The organism is Nitratidesulfovibrio sp. (assembly GCF_040373385.1).
In the GTDB taxonomy this organism is placed as follows: domain Bacteria; phylum Desulfobacterota; class Desulfovibrionia; order Desulfovibrionales; family Desulfovibrionaceae; genus Cupidesulfovibrio.
In genome coordinates this window covers 86310-108953 of sequence record NZ_JBDXXH010000005.1, presented here as the reverse complement: position 1 = coordinate 108953, position 22644 = coordinate 86310, and the positions used below count along the sequence as shown (strand labels likewise).

Genomic DNA, 22644 nt, shown 5'->3' with positions numbered 1-22644 from the left:
GCCGGGGCGGGGGGGCAGGCGGCAGAATCCGCCGCCGCCCCGCGCGCATGCAACGGTGGTGCCGTGCCCTGCCGCCCCCGCACGGGCGGACGACATCGGCGCGGGCCGCATCCGCAAGGGCAATGCACCCGGCAACATTCCGCATGCATGTCCGTGTTGCCACAACTCCGGGACGACACGGTGACGACACCCCTTCCCCGTGCCCCCTGCCCTTTGCGCCCGGCATCCCCGGGTGCCCTCCCGTGCCCCCCCACGCCAACCCCGCGCGGACACGGCCCTTTGCCCGCCAGACCGCGCCAGCCATGAATTTTCCGCACCATGCTTGACACAACCCCGCCAGCCTGCGAAAATCGATCATAAACATACTGAACGATTTTCCGGGGGCCTCATGTTCTTCCAGGGCAAGGACTACATCCGTCCGTCCAAGAAGCTGCGCCTGCTGTCCGTGGTGCAGGCGCTGACCGAAAACGAACGGCTCAGCCAGACCCAACTGGCTCGGTTCAGCCGCACCAGCAGCGCCATGGTCAACCAGTACCTGGCGGAGTTGCACAGAGAGGGCATGGTCCAGTTCGCCCCGGTGAACCGCAAAAGCTTTGCCTACCGCCTTACCGACAAGGGGCAGGAGGCGCGGCGCAACATGATGGAACAGTACTGCGCCGAGATGGTGCGGGGGTTTGCCTCCATCAAGGAACTGGTGCGGCGCCGGCTGGAACCGCTGGCGGAACGGCGGGGCAGGATATCCGCCCCGGCCCCCGAACCCGGCCTGCCGCCCCAACCTGCTGGCCCGCTGCGTCTGGGCACGCTGCGTCTGGCCCTGTTCGGCGCCGCCGAAACGGGCGAAGTGGTGCTGGCGGCGCTGGAAGGCACCCCCTTCGAGGTAACCCTGGTGGTGGACAACGATGCCGCCAAGCACGGCACCCCCTTCCACGGGCACACCGTGCAGCCCCCGGCGGCCCTGCTGACCGAACCCGGCCTGCTGGCCGTGGACGCGGTGGTGGTGTCCTCGTTCGCGCACCAGCGCGCCATCCAGCAACAGCTGCTGGCCATGCCCGGCATGCCGGAATCGGCGCGGGAGGTCGTCGTGCTGCTATGAACGCATCCACCAACATTGCGGGCGGCACCGCCGCCCCCTGCATCACCCTGGCCTCCGGCAGGCGCATCGGCCCCGGCTGCCCGTGCTTCATCGTGGCCGAGGTGGGCAACAACCATCAGGGCGACATGGACACCGCCCGGCGCATGGTGCGCGAAGCCGCCCGCGCCGGGGCGGACGCCGTGAAATTCCAGAAGCGCGACACCTCCGCCCTGCTCACCACCGAAGGTGCCCGCGCCGCCTATGGCGGCCCCAACAGCTTCGGGGCCACCTACGGCGAACACCGCGACGCGCTGGAACTTTCCGCCGCCCAGTTCGCGGAACTGAAGCAACTGGCCGAATCGCTGGGCATGGTCTTCTTCGCCTCTGCCTGGGATGCGCCCAGCCTTGCCGTGCTGGCCGACCTGAAGGTGGAACTGCTGAAGGTCTGCTCCGCCGACGTGGTCAACGTACCCATGTTGCGCCGGATGGCCGCGCTGAACCTGCCGGTGGTGCTGTCCACGGGCATGAGCACCCTTGCGCAGGTGGACCGGGCCGTGGCCGAACTTTCCACCGGGCACGGCGGCGTGGTGGTGCTGCACTGCAACTCCAGCTACCCCTGCGACGAGGCGGACATCGCCCTGCCGGTGATGGACCAACTGGCCCTGCGCTATGGCCTGCCCGTGGGCTATTCCGGCCACGAGCGGGGCATCGGCCCCAGCGTGGCTGCCGTGGCGCGCGGGGCGTGCCTGGTGGAACGCCACTTCACCCTCGACCGCACCCAGCGCGGCACCGACCATCAGGCCTCGCTGGAGCCGGACGACCTTGCCTGCATGGTCCGCATGATCCGCGAGGTGGAGCGGGCCATGGGCGTGACCGAAAAGCGCGTCACCCCGCACGAGGCGGCCATGGCCGTAAAGCTGCGCAAAAGCCTGGTGGCCGCGCGCAATCTTCCGGCGGGCACGGTGCTAATGCCGGACGACCTTACCGTGAAAAGCCCCGGCGACGGCCTGTCGCCGGAACTGTGGGACGCGGTGATCGGCAATTCCCTGACCGTGGACCTGCCGCGCGACGGGCAGCTTTTGCCCGCCATGCTGGCCATGCCGGTGCAGACGGGGGATACGGACGAAGAGGACGGCACCATGGACAGCAGCAGGACGGCGCCGAATCCCGCAGCCGGTTCCCCCACGGATTCTCCGACCGATTCCGGGGTCCGGACCAGGACCGGGGCCGCGTGATGCGCGTCGTCCATTTCGCCATCACCCCGCTGGCGGGCGCGCCGCTGCGGCTCGTCCGGGCGCTGAACGCCCACCTGCCCGGCTGCACGGCCCGGCTGGTGGACCTGACACGCTACGGCAGCGAGGACTTCGGGCAGGACGTGGTGTTCGACGAAACGCCGGATCTCGCCCGCGAACTGGCGGAACACGCCGACATTCTCCACGTTCACAACTATCTGGACCTGGATTCGCGCCACTTTGCCCCCATCGATTTCCGGGCGCTGGCGGATAAGGGCACGCTCGTCCTCCGCCAGTTCCACAGCGAACCGGGGCTGGTGGCGGGCCGCATGGGCATCACCCCCGCCGCGCTGCTGGCCCAGCCCATCCCCGCGCTGGTGGTGGGCCAGTTTCAGGAACGCTGCTACCCCCGCGCGCGGGTGGTGCCCAATCCCCTGCCCATTCACGACGCGGACCACCTGCCGCACGACCCGGCCCTGCACGGCCCGTTGCGCCACGACGTGTTCCTGTCGCCCACCCGGCTGCATTCGGCCTGGGCCGACCGCTGGAACACCAAGGCCCGGCCAGAGGCCGAGGCCGCCGTGCGCTCCGCCTGCCTGCCGCGCGGGGCAAGCTGGCACCTGATGCACAAGACCCCGCTGGCCGCCACCCTTGCCGCCAAACGGCTGTCCCGCATCGTGGTGGACGACCTGGTCACGGGCAGTTGCCACCTGACCGGGCTGGAAGGACTGGCCCAGGGCAAGCCGGTGCTGGCCCATCTGGATGGCCGCTGCCGCCGGGTGCTGGCGCGCATGGCGGAAACCGATGCCTGCCCGTTCGTCGACGTGCGGCTGGAGGATGCGGCCCACGTGCTGGGCCACTTGCTTGACCATCCTGCGGACGCGCAAGAGGTGGGCCACGCCGCGCGCGCGTGGATGGAAGCCCACTGGCAGCCGGAACGCATTGCCGCCGCATACGGCGCTGCCTACGCAGCACTGGCCCGCGACCCCGTGGCCGCCGCCCGCGACTGGCGGCAGCTGGACCTTGCGCTGGACGGTCCGGCGGCACGTTTTTTTGCCGTCACCCTGCCGGATGTGGTGCATGCGGCACGGCGCGAGATGGCACAGGGAACCGCGCCCGTTTTGGGGGACCGGGCGGTCGGGACGGACAGGACGGACTGGGCCGACCTTGGAAACCGGGGAAACCAGGGAGACCGGGCATGAACGCGCCGCACCCTCTTTCGCCCGCGCAGCCCGGCCATGCTTCGGGCGCGCCCGGCCTGTCCCCCCTGCCCAGCCTTTCTCATGTACCTTGTTTTCCCCATTTACCCGACCCGGCCATCATGCCCGCCGAGCAGTGCGTGCTGGCCGTGACCGAATCATGGCTGGGCCGCGCGGACAGCGCCGTACGCCGGGTGCTGGCCCACGGCCTGCCCTCGTCCAGCCTGTACGACTGGATCATGCATTGCGGACAGGTGCGTCACCAGCGCCTGCGCGACCCTGCCCGGCGCGACGTGAACATCCCGCGCGCGGATTGGGACGTGGTGGCCGTCATTGCCGCGCGCGGCGGCTCGCGCGGGGTGCCCCGCAAGGCGCTGCGGATGGTGAGCGGCGTGCCGCTCATCGCGCGGGCCGTGGCGGCCTGCCGCTCTGTGGCGTCCGTCACGCGGGTCATGGTCAACACCGACTGCCCGGACATCGCGGCGGCGGCCCGAGATGCCGGGGCGGACGTGCCCTTCCTGCGCCCGGCGGAACTGGCCACGGACGAAGCGTCACCGCTGGATGCATGGGTCTACGCACAGGTGTGGATGCTGCTAGTGGAACGGCGCGTGCCCGACTTTCTGCTGTCCGTTTCGGCCACCCACCCCTGCCTGCACCCGGACGAGATGCGGCGCGCCGTGGACCGGCTGGCGGCTGCCAACCGCCCCTCGCTCCAGACCGTGGCCCGGCTGCCCGCCGTGTCGCTGGAATTCCTGACCCCGGATTTCCGTCCGCTGAACGGTGGGCAGAACGCGGAGGCAGACGATGGTACGGAGCGTCACGCCCCGGACCATGACCACCCGGACGGCGAACGGTTGCTGCAATGCGGCGCGTTTTCCATCACCTGCAACCGCCCGTACTACCATGTGCAGCCGTGGTTTCGGCAGCACATGACCGACATTCCCGCGCCCCCGGCGGAACCCCTGGCCCACGTGCTGTCCGCCCGGCAGGGCGTGGACATCGACGAGCCGTGGGATCTCGCCACGTGCCGCCTGCTGCTGGACGGGGATGACCCGTTTCCGGCGTGCACCCCGGCGGATGTGGCCGCATACGACGGCGCGCACCCCGTCTCCCGAAACCACGAGGCCGACGCCCGGCCCGGCGTGCCTGCTGTGCCTGCCTCCCCCGGCATGGAGAGCATGGCGGACCCTGCCAACCTTGCCTGCGTGGTGGTGCTGCCGCCCGAAGGACAGGAGTCACCCGGCGTGCCGGACGGCGGGGAGGAACCGGACTCACCGGACGGCCCGTACCTGCACATCGCAGGCATACCCGCGCCGTGCCGGGTGCTGGACGCGGTGCGCACCGCCCTGCCCCACGTGCCGCTGGCCGTGTGCGGCGAAGGGGCCATGGCCCGCACCGTGGCTCGCCGCTACGGGCTGGACCTGCTGCCCCTGCCGGAATTTCTTGCCCGCCGCCGCGCCGCGTGGACGGTGCCGCTGCTGAACGCGGGCGACCTTGCGGCAGGCTACGCGATTCGACCTGACATTTCCACCGCCGCGCCCGAATTTTCCGGGCGGGACATCCTGTGCATCGACGGACGGGCCGCCCTGCTGGATGCGGCCACCCTGCGCGCCTTCGTCACCACATTCCTTGCCCCCGCAAACGCGGGATGCGGCCTGCCCGCGTGCTCCGTATCGCCCGCGCCGGTGCACCCCGCGCACCTCAAGCGGGTGGACGCGGCAGGCTCCGTGCTTTCCGCGCCGGGGGTGCCCGCCCGGCGACAGGATCTGCCCGGGGCATGGTGCCGCGACGGCGCGTTGACCCTGCTGCCTGCGGGGGACAGCACGACAGGAAGCACACCGGAACGCGCCGCCGATGGCGCCCCCGGTCCGCACAATCCCCCCCCCGGCGAATCCGCCAGCCTGCCCTACCGCCCCATCCCCATCGGACGGGCGCAAGCCACCCTGGTGGCCTCGCGCCTGGACGCCGCACGGGGCATGGCCCTGGCCGCCCACGACGGGCACCCCGACATCACCCCCCAAGCCGCCACAGGAAACGCCCCGTGAACGCCGCCTCCATCAACTCCGAACGGGGAGACCCGCGCCCCCGCTACCCCGACATCACCGACGCGCTGTTCTGGGACGCCTACTTCGCGTGGCGCGACGATTCGCTGCTGTCGGTGGAGCGGTTCCACGCCCTGTACCTGGCCTTGCGCCACATCACGGCCATCGGCGTTCCCGGCGCGCTGCTGGAATGCGGGGTGTACCGGGGCGGCTCGGCCTGCTTCTGCGCCGCCGTGCTGGCCCAATTGTGCCAGCCAGGGCAAACGGACCGCGACCTTTTCTGGTGTGACACCTTCCGGGGCTTTCCCGACGGGGTGGAGGAAGCCTCCATCACCGGAGAAACCCTGCAAGCCTTTCCTAAGGACGACGTGCTGCCCGCAGCCATGGCCAACTTTGCCCGCACCAGCTACCCGGCGCAGCGGCTGCACGTGCTGCGCGGCCCGGTGCAGGCCACCATTCCCGGCGGCCCCCTGCCGGACGCCATCGCCCTGCTGCATCTGGATACCGACGATGCGGACTCGGTGCGCCACGAACTGACCCACCTCTACCCGCGCCTGTCGCCGGGCGGGGTGCTGTGCATCGACGACTACGGCCACTTTCCCGGCGTGGGCCGCGCCGTGGACGCCTATTTCGCGGACCTGGCCCGCGCCGGGGCCACCCCGCCGCTGCTGGCCCGGACAGACTACACGGGCCGCATGGGCGTGAAGCCCCGCGCCTGAACGCGGCCCCGGACTCCGCCCGGCCCCGATCGAACGAAACCGAACCCGATTGAACCAGACCGGACCAGACCGGACCCGGACCCCGCGCGCCACCCCGCCGCCGCACATAACCGCCCGCACCTGCAGGACACCGCCCCACATGACCAGCCCGACTGACACCACCATGACCGACACGCCCCCCGCCCTCGCCCTTCCCGACATGGCGGGTCTGTCCCGCTGCAACCCCCGGCTGGCCGCGTGGTTCGCCTGGGCGCACGACGACTGGCAGGGCGCGGACGCCACGGGGGCCTACGTGCATCTGGGCTGCGGCGGCGCGGTGCTGGACGGCTTCGTGAACCTGGACTTCCTGCCCCACGACGCGCGGGTGCGCGAATGCCGCCTGCTGGACGTGTGGCCGCGCCGCCTTGCCGGGCAGGTGGCCGCCTTCTACGCGGAAGACGTCATCGAGCATTTCTATCTCACCGAACAACTGTACATCCTGTGTTCCATGAACGTGCTGCTGCGCCCAGGCGGCGTGGCCCGGCTGCTCACCCCGGACATCGGCCAGCTGTGGACCTACGGCCAGCGCTTCGACCCGGCGGTGCTTGTGGGCAGCGGCGACTATTTCGCCGACGTGATGCGCTGCCGCAACGGCATGGACGCCGTGAACACCGGCCTGCGCATGGGCGGCCACCGCTGGCTGCACGACTTCACCAGCCTGCGCCGGGCGGCGGAGGAATGCGGGTTCACCGCGCGGCGCACCCCCTGCGCCGCGTCGGACGATCCCAGACTGTGCAACATCAACCTGCGCGATGAATCGGGCATCTCCTTCGCTGCGGAACTGCGCAAGGCGCGCCCCCTGCGCCACCTGCTGGTGTGGCCGGAACGCATCGCCAACGCCGTACCCGTGGCGGGCGGCGCCCCGGATACCGCGCTGCCTGCCGGGCTCGACGGCGGCCCGGACCGTGAACACCTGGACGCCATCCAGCCAGTGTTCCGCGCCACCACCGGCGACCCCGGCATCACCTACCGCCTGCCGGACGTGGCCGTGGGGCGCATCGCCATGGTCAACGTGCGCTCGGCCAACCTCTCCGAATTCCGCGAGCACAACTTCGCCAAGGCCTATTTCCGGCTGGAGGAAAGCGGGGCCGTGTACGCCGACCGCACCCTGCATTCCGTGCCGCACATGAACGGCTTCACCCGCGCCGACGTGGAAACGGCCATGCGCGGCGAGACGGTGCTGCGCTCCGTCCGGTTCGACCCTTCGGAGCGGGAGGGCGACCTGTTCACCGTGGGGCCGCTGGAACTGTTCCTGTACGACGACGCGGCGGATGGTGGGGAAGGCGGGGACGAGCGGGCCAAAGGCCGGGGCATGGCTGCGGTGGGAGCCGACGTGGCCACCAGCGCCGCCCCGGCAGCAACTGTCCTGACCGGCGACCTGCCCCCGCACCTCGAAGATCACGTCATGGCCACCCCCTGCCGCCAGGGCATCATCCATCATTTCGACTTCGACGGCCCGGTGGGCATGGCCCTGGCCATCTACGGCGAGTGGGCGCAGGCGGAACTGGACGCGCTGGCCCCCTACGTGCCAGCGGGAGGGCGGGTGCTGGATATTGGCTCCAACGTGGGCACCCACGCCGTGGCCTTTGCCCGCATGGTCGGGGGCAGCGGGTCAGGCGGGCATGTCACCGCGCTGGAACCGCAGGCAGAGGTGTTCGCCTTGCTGCAACGCACCGTGGACGTGAACGGCCTTGCGGACGTGGTCACGCCGGTACGGGCCGGGGCGGCAGGCCACACGGGCACGGCGCGGGTGCCGCGCATTGCCGCGCCGGAAGGACAGAATCTGGGCGCGGTGCGCCTGCTGGCTGCGGACGGCGCGCCGCAGGACCCGGCCCGCACCACGGACGAAATCCCCCTGCTGACCATCGACGGACTGGGGCTGCATCTGCCCCCCCCGGAAAGGCCGGGTACCGGCGGACGGCTGGATCTCATCAAAGTTGACGCCGAAGGGGACGAGGCCGCCATCCTGCGCGGGGCGGCGGACACCATCCGGGCCTGCCGCCCGGTGCTGCATCTGGAATGCCCCGGCTTTTCGCGGGCCTGGCCCTGCGCGCGTCAGGCGCTGGCCTGGGGCTACGCGGTGTTCCACCTGCGCCTGCCCGCCTTCAACCCGGCCAATTTCCGGGGGGCCAGCCGCAACGTGTTCGGCGCGGCGGAAGAAGGCGCGCTGCTGTGCATCCCGCGCGAGCGGTTGGAAGACGGCAGCCTGCCCGCGCCCTGCGGCACGGAAATCCGCGACCCCGCCCATCTCGCCCGCGCCCTGTTGGAAACCCGCGCCTACGGCCAGCCGGAAGAACGCATCCCCGCTGCCACGCGGCTGGACCTGGCCCTGTCCGACCTGCGCCGCAAGCGGGCCGAGGAACACTGCGTGGCGGCCAATGCCCGCTCCGGTCGCCAGCACGGGCGCATCACCACCCTGCGCACGGCGACCAGCGCGGCAGAAGCCCTGCTGGCCGGGACGGCGGGGATGGAGGGCACAACGGCGACTGCCCCGACAGCCCCGACAGCTCCGTCAGTCACGGAAGACGCCCGCGCCCGCCTGCTGGCCGCGCTGGACGCCACCGCCCCGGAACGGCCATCCATCATCGAGCCGGACACCCGCGAGCCGTGGCCCGCGCCGCCCGCCATTGCAGATGGAACCGCATGGACCGAACTGGCCGCACGCCGGGCCGCGTTGTCCGATGTACCAGACGGCGCGCCGCAGCGCCCGGTCATCGACGTCATCGTGCCGGTGTACGCGGGAACAGACCAGACCCTGGCCTGCCTGCACTCCATACTGCGCGCGGACCTTGAACCGGCAGACGCCGCCGCCCCCCGCGCCCACGTGGTGGTGGTCAACGACGCCAGCCCGGAACCGGAGTTGGCGGCAGCCCTGCGCCGCCTGGCCGGGCTTGGGCTGATGGAACTGCTGGAGCACCCGGCCAACCGGGGCTTCGTGGCCTCGGTCAACGCGGGCATGGTGCTGCACCCCGAGCGCGACGTGGTGCTGCTGAACTCCGACACCCTGGTCTTTCCCGGTTGGCTGGGGCGCATGGCCGCGCACCTGTCCGCCCGGCCCGACGCGGGCAGCGTCACCCCGCTGTCCAACAACGCCACCATTTGCAGCTACCCGGTGACCGAGCGCGACAACCGCGCCGGGCTGGAACTGGGCAGCGCCAGGCTGGACGCGCTGGCCGCCACGGTCAACGCCGGGGTGGCCGTGGACATTCCCACGGCGGTGGGCTTCTGCATGCTGATCCGCCGGGCCTGCCTGTCGGAAACCGGCCCCTTCGACGAGGCCACCTTTGGCCGGGGCTACGGCGAGGAAAACGACTTCTGCATGCGCGCCGCCGCGCTGGGCTGGCGCCATCTGCTGGCCGCCGACGTCTTCGTGCGCCACGCGGGCGAGATGTCCTTCGGCGAGGGTGCCGCCCCGCTCAAGGAAGCCGCCTTCGCGACCATCCAGCGGATGTACCCCGATTATCTGCGCACCGTGGCCGCCCACTGCGCGGCGGACCCGGCCCGCCCGGCCCGCCGGGCGCTGGACCTGGCCCGGCTGCGCGGCGAACTGGCGCGGCGCTTTCCCGGCACGACGCACGCGTCTGACCACAGTACGGCGCACACGCCGGGCACCGATGCGGCCCGTCCGGTGCTGATGGTCACCCACAACTGGGGCGGCGGCACCGAACGCCACGTGCGGGACCTGTGCGCCCGGCTGGCGGCGGAAGGCACGCCCGCGCTGGTGCTGCGTCCGCGCTCCAACGACGCGGGATGCGTGTGGACCCTGAACCTGCCCGCCTGCGGGTCCGCCCCTATCTGCGATGCTGGTCCTGCCTGCGGCGCTGGTCCCGCCTGCGGGACCGGTCCCCTGCACCTGCCCAATCTGGCCTTCGACCTGCCACCCGACTTCGGCGCGCTGCTGGAAGTGCTGGCCGAACTGCGCGTGACCCACATCCACGTGCACAACCTGGCGGGCTACCCCCATGCCGCGCCGGAACTGCTGCCCCTTGTGGCCCGGCTGCTGGAAATTCCCTGCGACGTCACCGCACACGACCTGTCCGCCCTATGCCCGCGCATCACCTGCATCGGACCGGACGGCTACCCCTGCCCCACGGCGCTGGACGGGGACGAAGGGAGGGCGCACGGCGCGCCGTGGCGCTGCGGGGCATGCATCGCGGCGGAAACGCCCCAGCTCGGCAACACGGACATCGTGCGCTGGCGCGCGGCATGGGCAACGCTGCTGGAGGGCGCGCGCAGGGTCTTCACGCCCAGCAACGACACGGCGCGGCGGCTGGCCAGCCACTTTCCCGGCTGCGCGGCGCGCATCACCGTGCGGCCCCACCCGGAAACGTCACCCCTCGCCCGTGCGGGCATGGCCCGGCACGGGGACGCCCCCGCCGCCGCGCCCCGCAAGTCCGACGACGTGTTGCGGGTGGCGGTGATCGGGGCCATCGGCCCGCACAAGGGATCGCACGTGCTGGAAGCCTGCGCCCGCCACGCCCGCGAGGCGGGGCTGCCCCTGCACTTCACCGTGGTGGGCTACACCGACCGCGACGAAACATTGCGCCAGCTTGGGGTGACCGTCACGGGCCGCTATGACGAAAAAGAATTGCCCGACCTGCTCGGTTCGGCAGACGGAAGCAGGGCGGACGGAAGCAGGGCGAACGCGACGCCGGGAAACGGCCACGGCGGCTACCACCTGGCCTTCCTGCCCGCCGTGTGGCCGGAAACGTATTCCTACACCCTGTCCGAGGCGGTGCTGGCCGGGCTGTATCCCGTCGCCTTCGACCTGGGCGCCCCCGCCGAACGCATGGCCGCGTGGGATTACGGCCTGCGCCTGCCGGTGGACCTGCTGCGCGACCCGGCGGCCATCAACGCCGCCCTGCTGGCCTGCACGCCCGTTTCGCCACCGCCGGGGCTGGCGCAGGCCATCCTGAACGCCGGTGACTACCCCGCGCCGTTCCGGGCCAGTTACTACGGAATCCCGGGGGCCGAACACACCGGGGGGAACACCGGGAACGACGCGGCAACGCCCGCAACGGAGCACCCATGAGCACGGACCAACACCCCCGCGCCGCCGCGCGCTCCGGCCATCCACTGATCTCGGTGGTGGTGCCCAGCTACAACCATGGCCGGTACATCGGGGCCTGCCTCGATGCGCTGATGTTCCAGGACTACCCCAACCTGGAAATCGTCATCACCGACGACGCCTCCACCGACGATTCCGTGGCGGTGATCCGGCGCTTCCTGCGTGACGTGGCCGGGGCCACCGCTTCGTACGCCTGCCGCTACGACGCTGCGGCGGACGTCATCGAGCGCGCCGTGCACCCCCGCTACGCACGCACGGGCCGCCGCATCGTGTTCCTGCGGGCCGAGGCCAACGGCGGCTCCACGGCCAACTACAACCGGGGCCTGGCCCACTGCACGGGCGACTACTGCACCTTCGTCCCGGCGGACGACATCTGCCACCCGCAACTGTTTTCCACACTGGCCCGGCCACTGCTGGATGACGTGGCCGACTTCGCTTACGCCGACATGTTCGTGGTGGACGACGACCTGCGCATCCTGCGCGAATTCCGCCTGCCGGAGCATTCCTTCGATGCCTCGTTCCGCAACTGGTACCTGTGCGGGGTAGCCAAACTGTACCGCCGCGCCCTGCATGACCGCTTCGGCCCCTTTGACGAAACCGCCGACGCCGACGACCACGAATGCTTCCTGCGCTTTGCCCTGGGCGGGGCGCGCTTCGTCCACGTGCCGCAAACCCTGTATTCCGTCCGCAGCCATGACGGGCGCGAAAACGGCCTGCACGCGCCGGGGCGCTTTGCCCGGCTGCTGGAACATTCCAAGCGGCTGGTGCTGATGGCGCGCGAGCGGGAACCGGCGCGGCCCGGCGTCTGGCGCGAGGAAATGGTGAGCACGGGCGCCCCGGACGGCATGCCGGTCGCCGATGGCCCGCCTCCGGTGGCCGAACGCGTGGTGCTTACCGACGAGGAGCGCAGCTATTTCGCCGGAGGAAACGGCGCCACAGCGCGCGATGCCGGGGAGGCCCGCCGTGGGTGACCTGGCCCTGCCGCACATCCTGCCCCGCGTGCGCGACCCCCGGCGTGAAACGCGCAAGTACGCCAACTTCCTGCTGGCCCTGCGCGCCCGCCGCGCCGGGGCCGCGCAGGTAACGCACCACCCCTTCGACCTCACCGTGGACTGCGCCACCCTGTGCCAGCTGCACTGCCCGTATTGCGCCGTGGGCAATGGCACCATCCGCCGCAAGCCATCCCTGATGGATGCGGCCCTGCACGAGCGGCTGGCTGCGGACGTGGCCCCGGACCTGTTCCTGGCCTGGTACTTCAGCGCCGGAGAACCGCTGCTGCACCCGCGCCTGCACGAACACCTGGCCCGCACCGCCGGGGAAGAGGCCTTCACCGTGGTGTCCACCAACCTCAGCGTGCCCCTGACACCGGCCCGGCAAGAGGCCCTGCTGCGCTCCGGCCTCGGCATGCTCAGCGCATCCGTGGACGGGGCCAGCGCGGCCACCTATGCCCAATATCGGCGCGGGGGCGACTTCGCGCTGGTCATGGACAACCTTGCGGCACTGGCCCGGCGCAAGCGGGAAATGGGGCTGCAATTTCCCCTGCTGGAATGGCGCTTTCTGCTGTTCGCCCACAACCAGCACGAGGTGGACGCGGCCCGCGCCATGGCCGAGGACATGGGGCTGGACCTGCTGGAATTCTTTCCCGGCTACGCCCTGCCGCCCGGCGACCCCGGCGAGCAGGGAGTGCACCCCATGACCGCCCCCATGCCGGAGCGGCCCATTTCCGGCCCGGCGTACGAGGCGGGGCTGGCCCGCCGCGAGACGCTGGTGCAACGGCTAGTGGCCGACGGCATGCCGCCCGCGCCCACCCCGGTGGATACGGCGGCGGGCACGGGAACGGACCCGGTTGGCGGAGTGGAGAGAACGGGCGGAATCGACGGAAAGGGCAGTACCCACCGCCGCTGCGACTGGCTGTACTACAGCGGCATGATCTATCCGGACGGCGCGTTCGGCCCGTGCTGCGTGGCCACCGATGCCGACGACGATTTCACCCGGCTGGATGCGCACCCCGATTTTAGCGCGGCATGGAACGCCCCGGCCTTTCTCCGCTCGCGCGCGGCCTTTGCGGCGTGCGGAGGGGACACCCGAGACGGCGCACCGGACGGCGGGAGCAAGAATCCTTCCGGCACCGGCGGCACGGCGGGCACGGTATGCGACCGCTGCCCCCTGCCCGTGGCGCAGGAACTGCAATTCGTGCAGAAGGTGCGCGCCATCCTGCGCAACGCCCCGGATTGGGTGGTGCGCATCCTGGCCGCCGCGCCGGACGCATTCTTCCTGCCCGCCGACCAGCGCAGGTTGCCCGTGGAACTGGCCGCCCTGCACAGGCCAGAGGCCCGCGCCCTGCCAGCGGACCCGGACGCGCTGGCCCGGCTGCGCGCGCTGGCGGCCATCCATCCCGATCCGGCACTGGCCCGCTGCGCCGACGTTCTGGAACGCGGGCATGCCTGAAGCACCCCGCATCCCGGCCTTTCACCCCTTCCGCACACCCCGCGCGCAGGAGATGCCCGCATGACACGGCATTGCAGCCCCCGGAACGACACCATGACGAGCGACGCCCGCTCCGCCGAATCCCCCGCCGCCCCCGCTGATGCATTTCCTGATGCGTCAGCCGACGCCGCCCGTCCCTTCCGTGAATGGCTGGCTGGCCAACGCACCCAGGACGGCGTGCTGCTGCTGGGCGATGCCCGCCCGTTCTTCCACGACGAGTCCGCCTACACCGCCCACCACGGCGAAGACCCCGCCCCGCTGGACGCCGGGCAGGGGCTGGCGGCCCTGCTGCGGGCCACGGGCGCGGACATGTCCGCCCCGGCGCTGGAGATAGGCTGCGGCTTCGGCTACCTGAGCCTTGGCCTTGCGGTGGACAATCCCTTTCCGCTGCTGCTGCTGACCGATACCTCGCCGGGGTTCCTGCGCATTCTGGGAGATCGGCTGCATGCCCACGGCGTGGCGTGGCAGGCGGACGAAAGCGTCCATGCCGCCCCCCGCATGGGCTGCCCCGACATGCCCGGTCCCGACACGTTCGGCCCCGACACGTTCGGTCCCGGCGCCGTCCGGCTGGGCATCCTGTCCGGCGACGCCATGCAGGAAATCCCCGATGCCAGCCTGTCGTGCATCGCCATGCGCGCCACCCTGCATCACGTGGCCGACGTGGACGCCTTTCTGGCCCAGGCGGCGCGCGTACTGCGCCCGGGTGGGCACCTGGTGTTCGAGGAACCCTGCCGCGAGGCCCTGCTGCTGATGGGCGTGCTGGTGGCCCAGATGCCGGAACTGGCCGCCGCGCGCGGGGTGGAGGTGACACCGCGCCAACTGGAACTTGTGGACCTGTTCCGGCGCATGGTGGAATTCTACTGCCGACAGGACATCGACAAGAGCACGGCGGAAGACAAGCACCTGTTCCACCCCGTGGAAATCGCCGCGCGCTGCCGGGCGCACGGCTTCGACACCACGGTCTACGCCAACACCACCCTGGCCTCGCTGAAATACCTGCACGGCGAATCGCCCCTGCCGCCCACGTTCTTCCACGACACCACCCGCGCCTACATCGGCGAGGTGTGCCGCATGCCGGAACTGGTCCCCCTGTTCGACGCTACCATTGCCGCGTCGTGCGCCTACATCGACGCCTGTTCGCGCGGGGGGCGCGGCCCCCACTACATCGGCGTGTTCGATGCGCGAAAGGGGTAGGGCCGAAACTGCGGGGCATCTCCCGTGACCCGCGCATGTCCAAATTCTGACGCAAGCAAGATTTTCCCGTCCTGCCGCGCTTCCCGCGCCGCCCCGTTTGCTGCCCGTCACAATGATCCGCCCGCTTTCCGTTCCGGTAGTTCATGCATCACGGCATGTTGGATGGCCACGCGCCACCCTTCAATGTGGAACGAAACTTGCTTTACACACCCTCACATAGGCACCCCAGGGCAGACGGCCTTCTGATTCCGCCGAGCCACAACCACTGGGCGCGCATCACCCACGCCACGCTCCGGGACGTGGAAACCAGGTCCCGACATTCCGCCACCGCATGGTACGCACATGATACACGCGACAATCGGCATTCCGGTCTACAACGAGGCGAACTACATCAGGCACACGCTGGGCAGCGCCCTGGCGCAGGGCGCCAGCGAGATCATCGTTTCCGACAACGGTTCCACGGACGGTTCGACGGAAATATGCCGCGAGTTCGCACAGGCGCACGCCAACGTGAAGCTGTTCACCACCCCCGAGAACAAGGGGGCACGGTACAATTTCATGACGTGCATCGACAATGCGACGGAAGACCTGTTCATGTGGCTTGGCGCGCACGACCTGCTGCCCGAAGGTCACCTGGCGCACCTGCACGCCTGCTTCGAACAATCCGACGACGTGGTTCTTGCCTACACCGATGCGGTGCACTTTCTCGACGACGGCACCGTCAAGTCCCGCTACTCCTTCCCCGACAAGCGCGGCCTGACCTCTGCCAACGGCCTGGACCGGCTTCTGACGCTGGCCCAGCACCTGACGGACGGTTCCATGGTATACGGGCTGATCCGCCGCGATCTTGCCCTGGCGGCCATGAAGCACGAACCGCACAACCCCTCCGACCTGTTCTTTCTGGGCAGCATTCTGTTGCACGGCACCTTCCGGCACACTCCGGAAAGCATGTACGTCCGCAGAAACCCCAGGCCGAAGGAAAACGCCAAGGAACGCATCCGTCGGTTCAAGGAATCGTGCAAACTGAAGATAGACGTGGACGACCCCTCGGTATTCGTCCGGCAGCATGAATTTCTTGCCATGGCCGAACTGCTGAAGGAACTCGACATCTCCATTGTCCAGAAACAGCAACTGAAGCTCGCGTTCGCCAAAAAGTATCTCACGGCCCAACATCTTTCCGTGTAACTTCGGTACATGAGGGAGGGCACATGCACACACACGCCACCGAAACCTGCCTGTTCTGCGGGTCGAGCCTGACGGAGGTCTTCGCGGACCTCGGAACGTCACCCCCGTCGAACGCCTTCCTCACGAAGGAGCAGTGCGCCCTCCCCGAGCAGTACTACCCCTTGCGGGCATACGTCTGCACGACGTGCATGCTCGTCCAGGGCCCCCACTACAAGCGCCCGCAGGACATCTTCAACCACGACTACGCCTACTACTCCTCGTACTCCCGCTCGTGGGTCGAGCATGCCCGGCAGTACGTGGTCATGATGGCGGAACGGTTCGGGCTCGGCCCCAAGTCGCGCATCATCGAGGTGGGGTCCAACGACGGATACCTGTTGCAGCACGCGGTGCAACTGGGCATTCCCGTGCTCGGCGTCGATCCCTCGTCCGGTGCAGCCAGCGTGGCCCAGACCAAGGGCATACCGACCATCACCGACTTCTTCACCAGCACCCTCGCGGCAAACCTTGCCCGCGCGGGCAGGCACGCCGACCTCATCTGCGGCATCAACGTGTTCGCGCACATTCCGAACATCAACGACTTCGTGTCGGGGCTCGCCATCCTGCTGAAGCCGGACGGCGTCGTCACCATGGAGTTCCCGTACCTCAAGCGGCTCGTGGAGGACGTGCAGTTCGACACCATCTACCACGAGCACTACTTCTACTACACCGTCACCAGTGTATCGCAGATACTGCGCACGCACGGCCTGCGCATCTTCGACGTGGAGGAACTGCCCACCCACGGCGGCTCGTTGCGCATCTTCGCCTGCCGCGCGGGAGGCAGCCATGAATCCACCGGAAACGAAATGCGCTACCTTGCCCTGGAGCGCGACACGGGCATGCACACCCTGCCGTACTATGCGGATTTCCAGAAAAAGATCGACATGACGGCATTCGCCCTCATGCAGTTCCTCATCGAGGCGGCGCGCCAGGGCAAGTCCGTGGGCGCATACGGTGCCGCCGCCAAGGGCAACACGCTGCTCAACTACGCGGGCGTCAAGAGCAACCTGGTTTCCTACGTGGCGGACGCCTCGCCGGTGAAGCAGGGCAAGTACCTTCCGGGCAGCCGCATCCCCGTGGTGACGGAAGACCGCATCCGCGCCGAAAAACCGGACTACGTGCTGGTCTTGCCCTGGAACCTAAAGGACGAAATATCGCAGCAGCTTGCCTACATCCGCGAGTGGGGCGGGCAGTTCGTCACCGCCATACCCAGCCTTACCGTCTGGTAACCGGGGCACGTCCATGCAGCGCATCCTGTACGCCAAGCCGTCCATCACCGACGCGGAAGTCCGCGCGGTGCACCAGGCCGTCTCAACGGGCTGGGGGCCGGACTGCTATGCCGACCTCGTCCGCTTCGAGGCGGAGTTCGCGGCGTATCTCGGCGCGCGCCATGGCCTTGCCACATCCAGCGCCACCGGCGCCCTGCACCTTGCCCTCGCGGCACTGGGCGTGGGGCCGGGCGACGAAGTGATCATCGCGGACACCAACTGGATCGCCTCGGTGGCGCCGGTGTGCCATCTTGGAGCCACCCCGGTCTTCGTGGACATCCTGCCCGACACGTGGTGCCTGGACCCCGACCGGGTCGAGGCCGCCGTCACCCCGCGCACGCGCGCCATCATCGCCGTGCACCTGTACGGCAACCTGTGCGACCTGGACCGGCTGGAGGGCATCGCCCGCCGCCACGGCCTCTGGCTGGTCGAGGACGCCGCCGAGGCGCTGGGATCGTGCTGGGGCACGGTGCACGCGGGCGCACGGGGCATCGTCGGCGTGTTCTCGTTCCACGGCACCAAGGTGATGACCACTGGCGAAGGCGGCATGCTGGTGACCAGCGACGCGGACCTGTACGCGCGGGCATCCATGCTGGCCAACCATGGACGCCAACCGGGCGATGCACGCCAGTTCTGGGCCAGCGCCCTCGGCTTCAAGTACAAGATGTCCAACATCCAGGCTGCGTTGGGCCGTGCCCAACTGGCCCGCCTGCCGGAACTGCTGCGCCGCAAGCGCGAGATTTTCAAGACGTATGCCCGGCTGCTGGCGGCCCCACGCGGGGCGGGGCTCATCACCATGAACCCGGAACCCGCCGGAACCACCAACAGCTACTGGATGCCCACCGTGGTCTTTGCGCCGGAGACGGGCGTCACCCAGGCCGCCGTGCTGGAGCGGTTCGCCCAGGCGGACATAGACGGGCGCAGCTTCTTTCACCCCCTTTCGGGCCAGGCCGACTTCACCCCCGGACACGGCAACGCCAACAGCTACTCCATTGCCGGGCGCGCGGTGAACCTGCCGAGCTATCACGACATGACGGACGCGGACATGGGACGTGTCGCCGGAGTCATCCTTGACCTTTGCGCCGGCGACTGAGCCGGACGCGCACCGTGCAACTTCTCGACGCAGGAGCCTTTTATGGATACGCAGGAAGCGCTCAGGATAATTAACGAGTCCCTCACGGCGATCAAGAACCGCGAGGTGACCGTGACCGTGGATACGGACATGCTCGAGGCAAAGATACTCGACTCGCTCGACTGCCTGCTGCTGATCATGGACATCGACTCCAAGTGCGGCATCAGCGTGCCCGAGGACGCGGACCTCGTGAACGAGGGCTACTTCAAGGTGTCGAAGCTCATCTCACTGCTGACGGACAGGTAGCGGCCCGCCGCATCCGCCCGACGCGCAACCCCGCCACGCGAGGAGCACGCCATGTCCAACATGTCCAACATGTCCGCCACGTCCACCAGGACCATCACCATTCCCTTTCTGGGGGCGCGCGCCTACATCCACGCCTCCACCCTGTTCGAGGCGGCCACCGCAGGCCTGCCGGGCCTCGCCTGGTTCTCGTTCAAGCTGCAAAAGCCCATCCTGACCAACCGGCTGCGCATCGACGATGCCCCGGCCGGGGCGGCACAGACCACGGACGACACCGTGGCCACCCTTGAATGGCGGGGGGCGGAGGGCGAAGGCTTCATGAACATCCGCGCCCTCGACCCCGTGCAGCCCCTGGAACGCATCGAGGACACCGAGGCCACCGCCATGGCCGCCATCGCCGAAACCCCCGGCGAGGCGGCATTCACCGGCGCGTGGCCGTTCCCGGCCATCCGCATGACGGACAGCCTGTTCCGGCGCATCTGCCTGCAGTGCAAACCGCTGGGCGAGGGCGAGGTATGGCTGCTGGCCGCCGTGACCATGGACGTTCCGGCCCCCGACACCCCGCTGAAGGTCGTGCGCGACGCCCTGCTGCCCGGCGGCAGGCTGCTGCGCGCCAAGGTGCTGGCCAACGACGTTCCCTGCGGCCAGGTGTTCGCGTCCGTGGGGCACATACGCTAACGCCCCGCCGGGGCAGCAACCGACAGGACCGTCCATGAACTGGCAGGAAGCAAGTTCGTTGCATCACCCCCGCTGCGGCCGCATCTGGATCGTCGGCGCGTCGGGACTCGGCAGGGTATTCTTCGGATACCTGGAAGACATCCAGCGCCATCAGGACACCAGGGTGCCCGTGGCCGGGTTTCTGGACAACCTTGTGGCGCAGGACCCCGCGCCGCTGCTGGACAAGCTTGGCGAGGCGGGCCGCGGCCTGCCCGTCCTGCCCATCGACGGATACGCGCCGCAGCCCGGCGACGTGTTCGTCGCCGCCATGGGCAAGCCGGAAAACAAGACCACCCTGTTGCGCCCCCTGCTGGACATGGGCGCGCCCTTCCTGACGCTTGTCCACCCCAGTGCCATGATCGCGCCCACGGTGCGGCTGGGCACGGGCTGCACGGTGGGACCGCAGGCGGTGCTGAGCGCGGGCGACGACTTTGGCGATTTCTGCACCATCTACCCCTTCGCCTACGTGGGCGAGGACGTGACCTGCGGGGCCTGTGCCACCATCTTCGCCCGCACCACCATCCTCGCGGATACGCGCATCGGCCAGCGGGTCGGCATATGGACAGGCGCCATCATCCCGCCCGGCGTGACCATCGGGGATGACGCAACCATCGGGCTGGGCAGCGTGGTGCTGAAGGACGTGGCCGAGGGCACCACGGTGCTCGGCAACCCGGCACGCCCCGTCTTTTCACGCTAACTCCGAGGAACGCACATGCCGTACAGGAAGTTCAAGGCGGAATGCGCCACGGAAATCGCGCGCCAGGGCGCCGACACCTCGTTCCGCCAGCTTTCGCAGGACTGGATGAACAAGGCCGAAACGCTCCGCTACACCTACCATTTCGAATGGCTGGGCCGCCCCATCATCCAGTTTCCCCAGGACATGGTCATGGTGCAGGAACTGGTGTGGACCGTGCGCCCGGACCTGATCATCGAAACCGGCATCGCGCACGGCGGGTCGCTGATCTATTCGGCCTCGCTGCTCGAACTGTGCGCCTTGTGCGGCGGCCCCGCCGGGGCGCGGGTACTGGGCATCGACATCGACATCAGGGCGCACAACCGGCAGGCCATCATCGACCACCCGCTCTCGCGCCGCATCGACATGATCGAGGGCTCCAGCATCGACGATGCCGTGGTGGCGGAAGCCGCCAAGGCCGCGGCACGGCACGAACGGGTCATGGTGCTGCTTGATTCCAACCACACCCACGCCCACGTGCTGGCCGAACTGTGCGCCTACGGGCCGCTGGTTACCCCCGGCAGCTACTGCGTGGTCTTCGACACGGCCATCGCCCATTCCGATGCGGATTTCTCCGACAGGCCATGGAACAGGAACGACAACCCTCTCACGGCGGTGCGCGCGTTCCTTGCCACCCGTGACGATTTCGAGGTCGACGCCGCCATCGACGCCCGCCTCGGCATCAGCGAGGCACCCGGCGGATACCTGAAGCGGGTGAAGTGACATGACGACGAATCTTGCCCGGCGCTTTCTTGCCTCGGCCCTGCGCCATCCTTCCGCCTGCGCCCTTGCGGCCGGCGACGCCCGCCACTCCTATGCGGAGCTTCACGAGGCGGCGCAACTGGCACGGGCCGGGCTGTCGCACCTGCCGCCGGGTAGCCACGTGGCGGTGCTTGCCCCGGTGGGTCTGCACGCCTGCGCGGGGATACTCGGCGTCCTGGCCGCCGGGCATGCCTACATTCCGCTCAACCCCGCCTATCCCGCCGCGCGCAACGCGGCCATCGCCCGTGCGGGCGAGGCCCGCGCCGTCGTCTGCGACCAGACCTCGGCCGCAGCCGCCCGGGCACTGGCCGACGAACTGGGATGCCCCCTCGTGCTGACGGCCCCCGGCAACGCCAGCGCCCTGCTGCGCCCGTGCGACCCGGACTCCGCCGCGCTGCGGCGCATGGCCGCCAGCCTGCCCGACGAGCCGGAACCGGTGCAGGCGCACCAGCCCGCGTACGTCATGTTCACCTCCGGCAGCACCGGCACGCCCAAGGGCATCGCCATCTCGCATGCCAATGCCGGGGCATATTTCGACCACGTCGGCGCAGCCCTGCCCCTGACCCCCGCAGACCGCTGTTCGCAGATGTTCGAGCTGACCTTCGACCTCAGCGTGCACGACATGTTCGCCACCTGGCAGGCCGGGGCCTGCCTGTGCTGCCCCTCACGCGCGGACCGCATGCTGCCCGGCTCCTTCATCACCCGACACCGGCTGACGGCGTGGTTCTCCGTCCCCACCGTGGGCGCCACCATGGCCCGGTGCGGCCAGCTGCCCCCCGGGGCCTTCCCTTCGCTGCGCCTTTCGCTGTTCTGCGGCGAGGCGCTGCCCGCCGCCATTGCCGCGCAGTGGGCGCATGCCGCACCCGGCTCGGACGTCGTCAACCTGTACGGTCCCACCGAAGCCACCATCGCCATCACGCAGCACACCTGGAACCCTGAAACGTCGCCCGCGCGCTGCCGCAACGGTCTTGTGCCCATTGGCCTGGCGTTCGCCCCGCAGCGGGCCAGCATCCGCGACGAGGCGGGCCTGCCCGTGGCCGACGGCCAGGTGGGCGAGCTGTGGCTTGGCGGCAGCCAGATTGCGGCAGGTTATCTGCACGATCCGCAGCGAACCGGCCAGGCGTTCGTCACCGACGCGCAGGGCCTGCGCTGGTACCGTACCGGCGACCTGGCCCTGATGGATGCCGAGGGCGAACTTGTCTTCAGCGGCCGCAGGGACTCGCAGGTCAAACTGCGCGGGCACCGCGTGGAACTGGCCGAAATAGAGCACGCCCTGTCCCGCGTGGAGGGTATCCGCGAGGCCGTGGTGCTGCCCGTGACCGATGCGTCCGGGGCCGTCAGTTCGCTGGTGGCCGCCATCATCGGCGACATCCCGCCGGAACGGGCGCGGCAGCGGTGCCAGGCACTGCTGCCGGACTACATGGTGCCCGCGCGGTTCGTGCCCTTCGCCGACTTTCCCGTCAACGCCAACGGCAAAACGGACCGGCCCGCCATACGGGCGCGGATCGGAGCCTGA

At 69.7% G+C, this 22644-nt stretch carries 17 protein-coding genes; all 17 read left to right on the top strand.

The window, feature by feature from the left end:
* Positions 1–388 precede the first annotated feature (388 nt).
* The 17 genes from ABWO17_RS10745 (at position 389) to ABWO17_RS10665 (ending at position 22644) form a co-directional block, all read left to right on the top strand.
* Positions 389–1093, top strand: coding sequence for a winged helix-turn-helix transcriptional regulator (locus ABWO17_RS10745; protein ID WP_353118389.1), 705 nt, complete (start codon positions 389–391; stop codon positions 1091–1093).
* Positions 1090–2307 carry an N-acetylneuraminate synthase family protein gene (locus ABWO17_RS10740; protein ID WP_353118387.1) on the top strand — a complete coding sequence of 406 codons (1218 nt, stop codon included), beginning with the start codon at positions 1090–1092 and terminating at the stop codon, positions 2305–2307. The genes ABWO17_RS10745 and ABWO17_RS10740 overlap by 4 nt, the downstream gene beginning before the upstream one ends.
* Positions 2307–3506, top strand: coding sequence for a glycosyltransferase (locus ABWO17_RS10735; protein WP_353118618.1), 1200 nt, complete (start codon positions 2307–2309; stop codon positions 3504–3506). Before ABWO17_RS10740 ends, ABWO17_RS10735 begins: the two co-directional genes overlap by 1 nt.
* Positions 3503–5548, top strand: coding sequence for a cytidylyltransferase domain-containing protein (locus ABWO17_RS10730; RefSeq protein ID WP_353118385.1), 2046 nt, complete (start codon positions 3503–3505; stop codon positions 5546–5548). The genes ABWO17_RS10735 and ABWO17_RS10730 overlap by 4 nt, the downstream gene beginning before the upstream one ends.
* Positions 5545–6264 (top strand): TylF/MycF/NovP-related O-methyltransferase, encoded by a 720-nt coding sequence (locus ABWO17_RS10725; protein ID WP_353118383.1) that lies wholly within the window; start codon positions 5545–5547, stop codon positions 6262–6264. Before ABWO17_RS10730 ends, ABWO17_RS10725 begins: the two co-directional genes overlap by 4 nt.
* A 139-nt stretch (positions 6265–6403) precedes the next feature.
* Positions 6404–11335 carry an FkbM family methyltransferase gene (locus ABWO17_RS10720; protein ID WP_353118381.1) on the top strand — a complete coding sequence of 1644 codons (4932 nt, stop codon included), beginning with the start codon at positions 6404–6406 and terminating at the stop codon, positions 11333–11335.
* A complete protein-coding gene (locus ABWO17_RS10715) occupies positions 11332–12342 on the top strand; it encodes a glycosyltransferase family 2 protein (protein WP_353118379.1) in 1011 nt (336 codons plus the stop codon). The genes ABWO17_RS10720 and ABWO17_RS10715 overlap by 4 nt, the downstream gene beginning before the upstream one ends.
* The gene (locus ABWO17_RS10710; protein ID WP_353118377.1) at positions 12335–13819 is read left to right on the top strand and encodes a radical SAM/SPASM domain-containing protein; all 1485 of its coding nucleotides are present in this window, start codon (positions 12335–12337) and stop codon (positions 13817–13819) included. Before ABWO17_RS10715 ends, ABWO17_RS10710 begins: the two co-directional genes overlap by 8 nt.
* Before the next feature lie 93 nt (positions 13820–13912).
* Positions 13913–15052, top strand: a complete 1140-nt coding sequence (locus ABWO17_RS10705; protein WP_353118375.1) for a class I SAM-dependent methyltransferase — start codon at positions 13913–13915, stop codon at positions 15050–15052.
* A 342-nt stretch (positions 15053–15394) separates the two neighbouring features.
* A complete protein-coding gene (locus ABWO17_RS10700; RefSeq protein ID WP_353118373.1) occupies positions 15395–16237 on the top strand; it encodes a glycosyltransferase family 2 protein in 843 nt (280 codons plus the stop codon).
* Positions 16238–16260: 23 nt separating this feature from the next.
* Positions 16261–17502, top strand: a complete 1242-nt coding sequence (locus ABWO17_RS10695; RefSeq protein WP_353118371.1) for a methyltransferase domain-containing protein — start codon at positions 16261–16263, stop codon at positions 17500–17502.
* A gap of 13 nt (positions 17503–17515) precedes the next feature.
* Entirely contained in the window at positions 17516–18634 is a 1119-nt protein-coding gene (locus ABWO17_RS10690) for a DegT/DnrJ/EryC1/StrS family aminotransferase (protein ID WP_353118369.1), read from the top strand.
* Positions 18635–18676: 42 nt separating this feature from the next.
* Complete coding sequence (locus tag ABWO17_RS10685; RefSeq protein WP_353118367.1) at positions 18677–18919, top strand: hypothetical protein; 243 nt, start codon at positions 18677–18679, stop codon at positions 18917–18919.
* A gap of 51 nt (positions 18920–18970) precedes the next feature.
* Positions 18971–19594: a hypothetical protein gene (locus tag ABWO17_RS10680; RefSeq protein WP_353118365.1), complete on the top strand. Its 624-nt coding sequence runs from the start codon at positions 18971–18973 to the stop codon at positions 19592–19594.
* Positions 19595–19628: 34 nt separating this feature from the next.
* Positions 19629–20330 carry an LbetaH domain-containing protein gene (locus ABWO17_RS10675; RefSeq protein ID WP_353118363.1) on the top strand — a complete coding sequence of 234 codons (702 nt, stop codon included), beginning with the start codon at positions 19629–19631 and terminating at the stop codon, positions 20328–20330.
* Positions 20331–20345: 15 nt separating this feature from the next.
* Positions 20346–21089, top strand: a complete 744-nt coding sequence (locus ABWO17_RS10670) for a cephalosporin hydroxylase family protein (protein WP_353118361.1) — start codon at positions 20346–20348, stop codon at positions 21087–21089.
* 1 nt (position 21090) lies between these two features.
* On the top strand, positions 21091–22644 hold the full coding sequence (locus ABWO17_RS10665; protein ID WP_353118359.1) for an amino acid adenylation domain-containing protein: 1554 nt from the start codon (positions 21091–21093) through the stop codon (positions 22642–22644).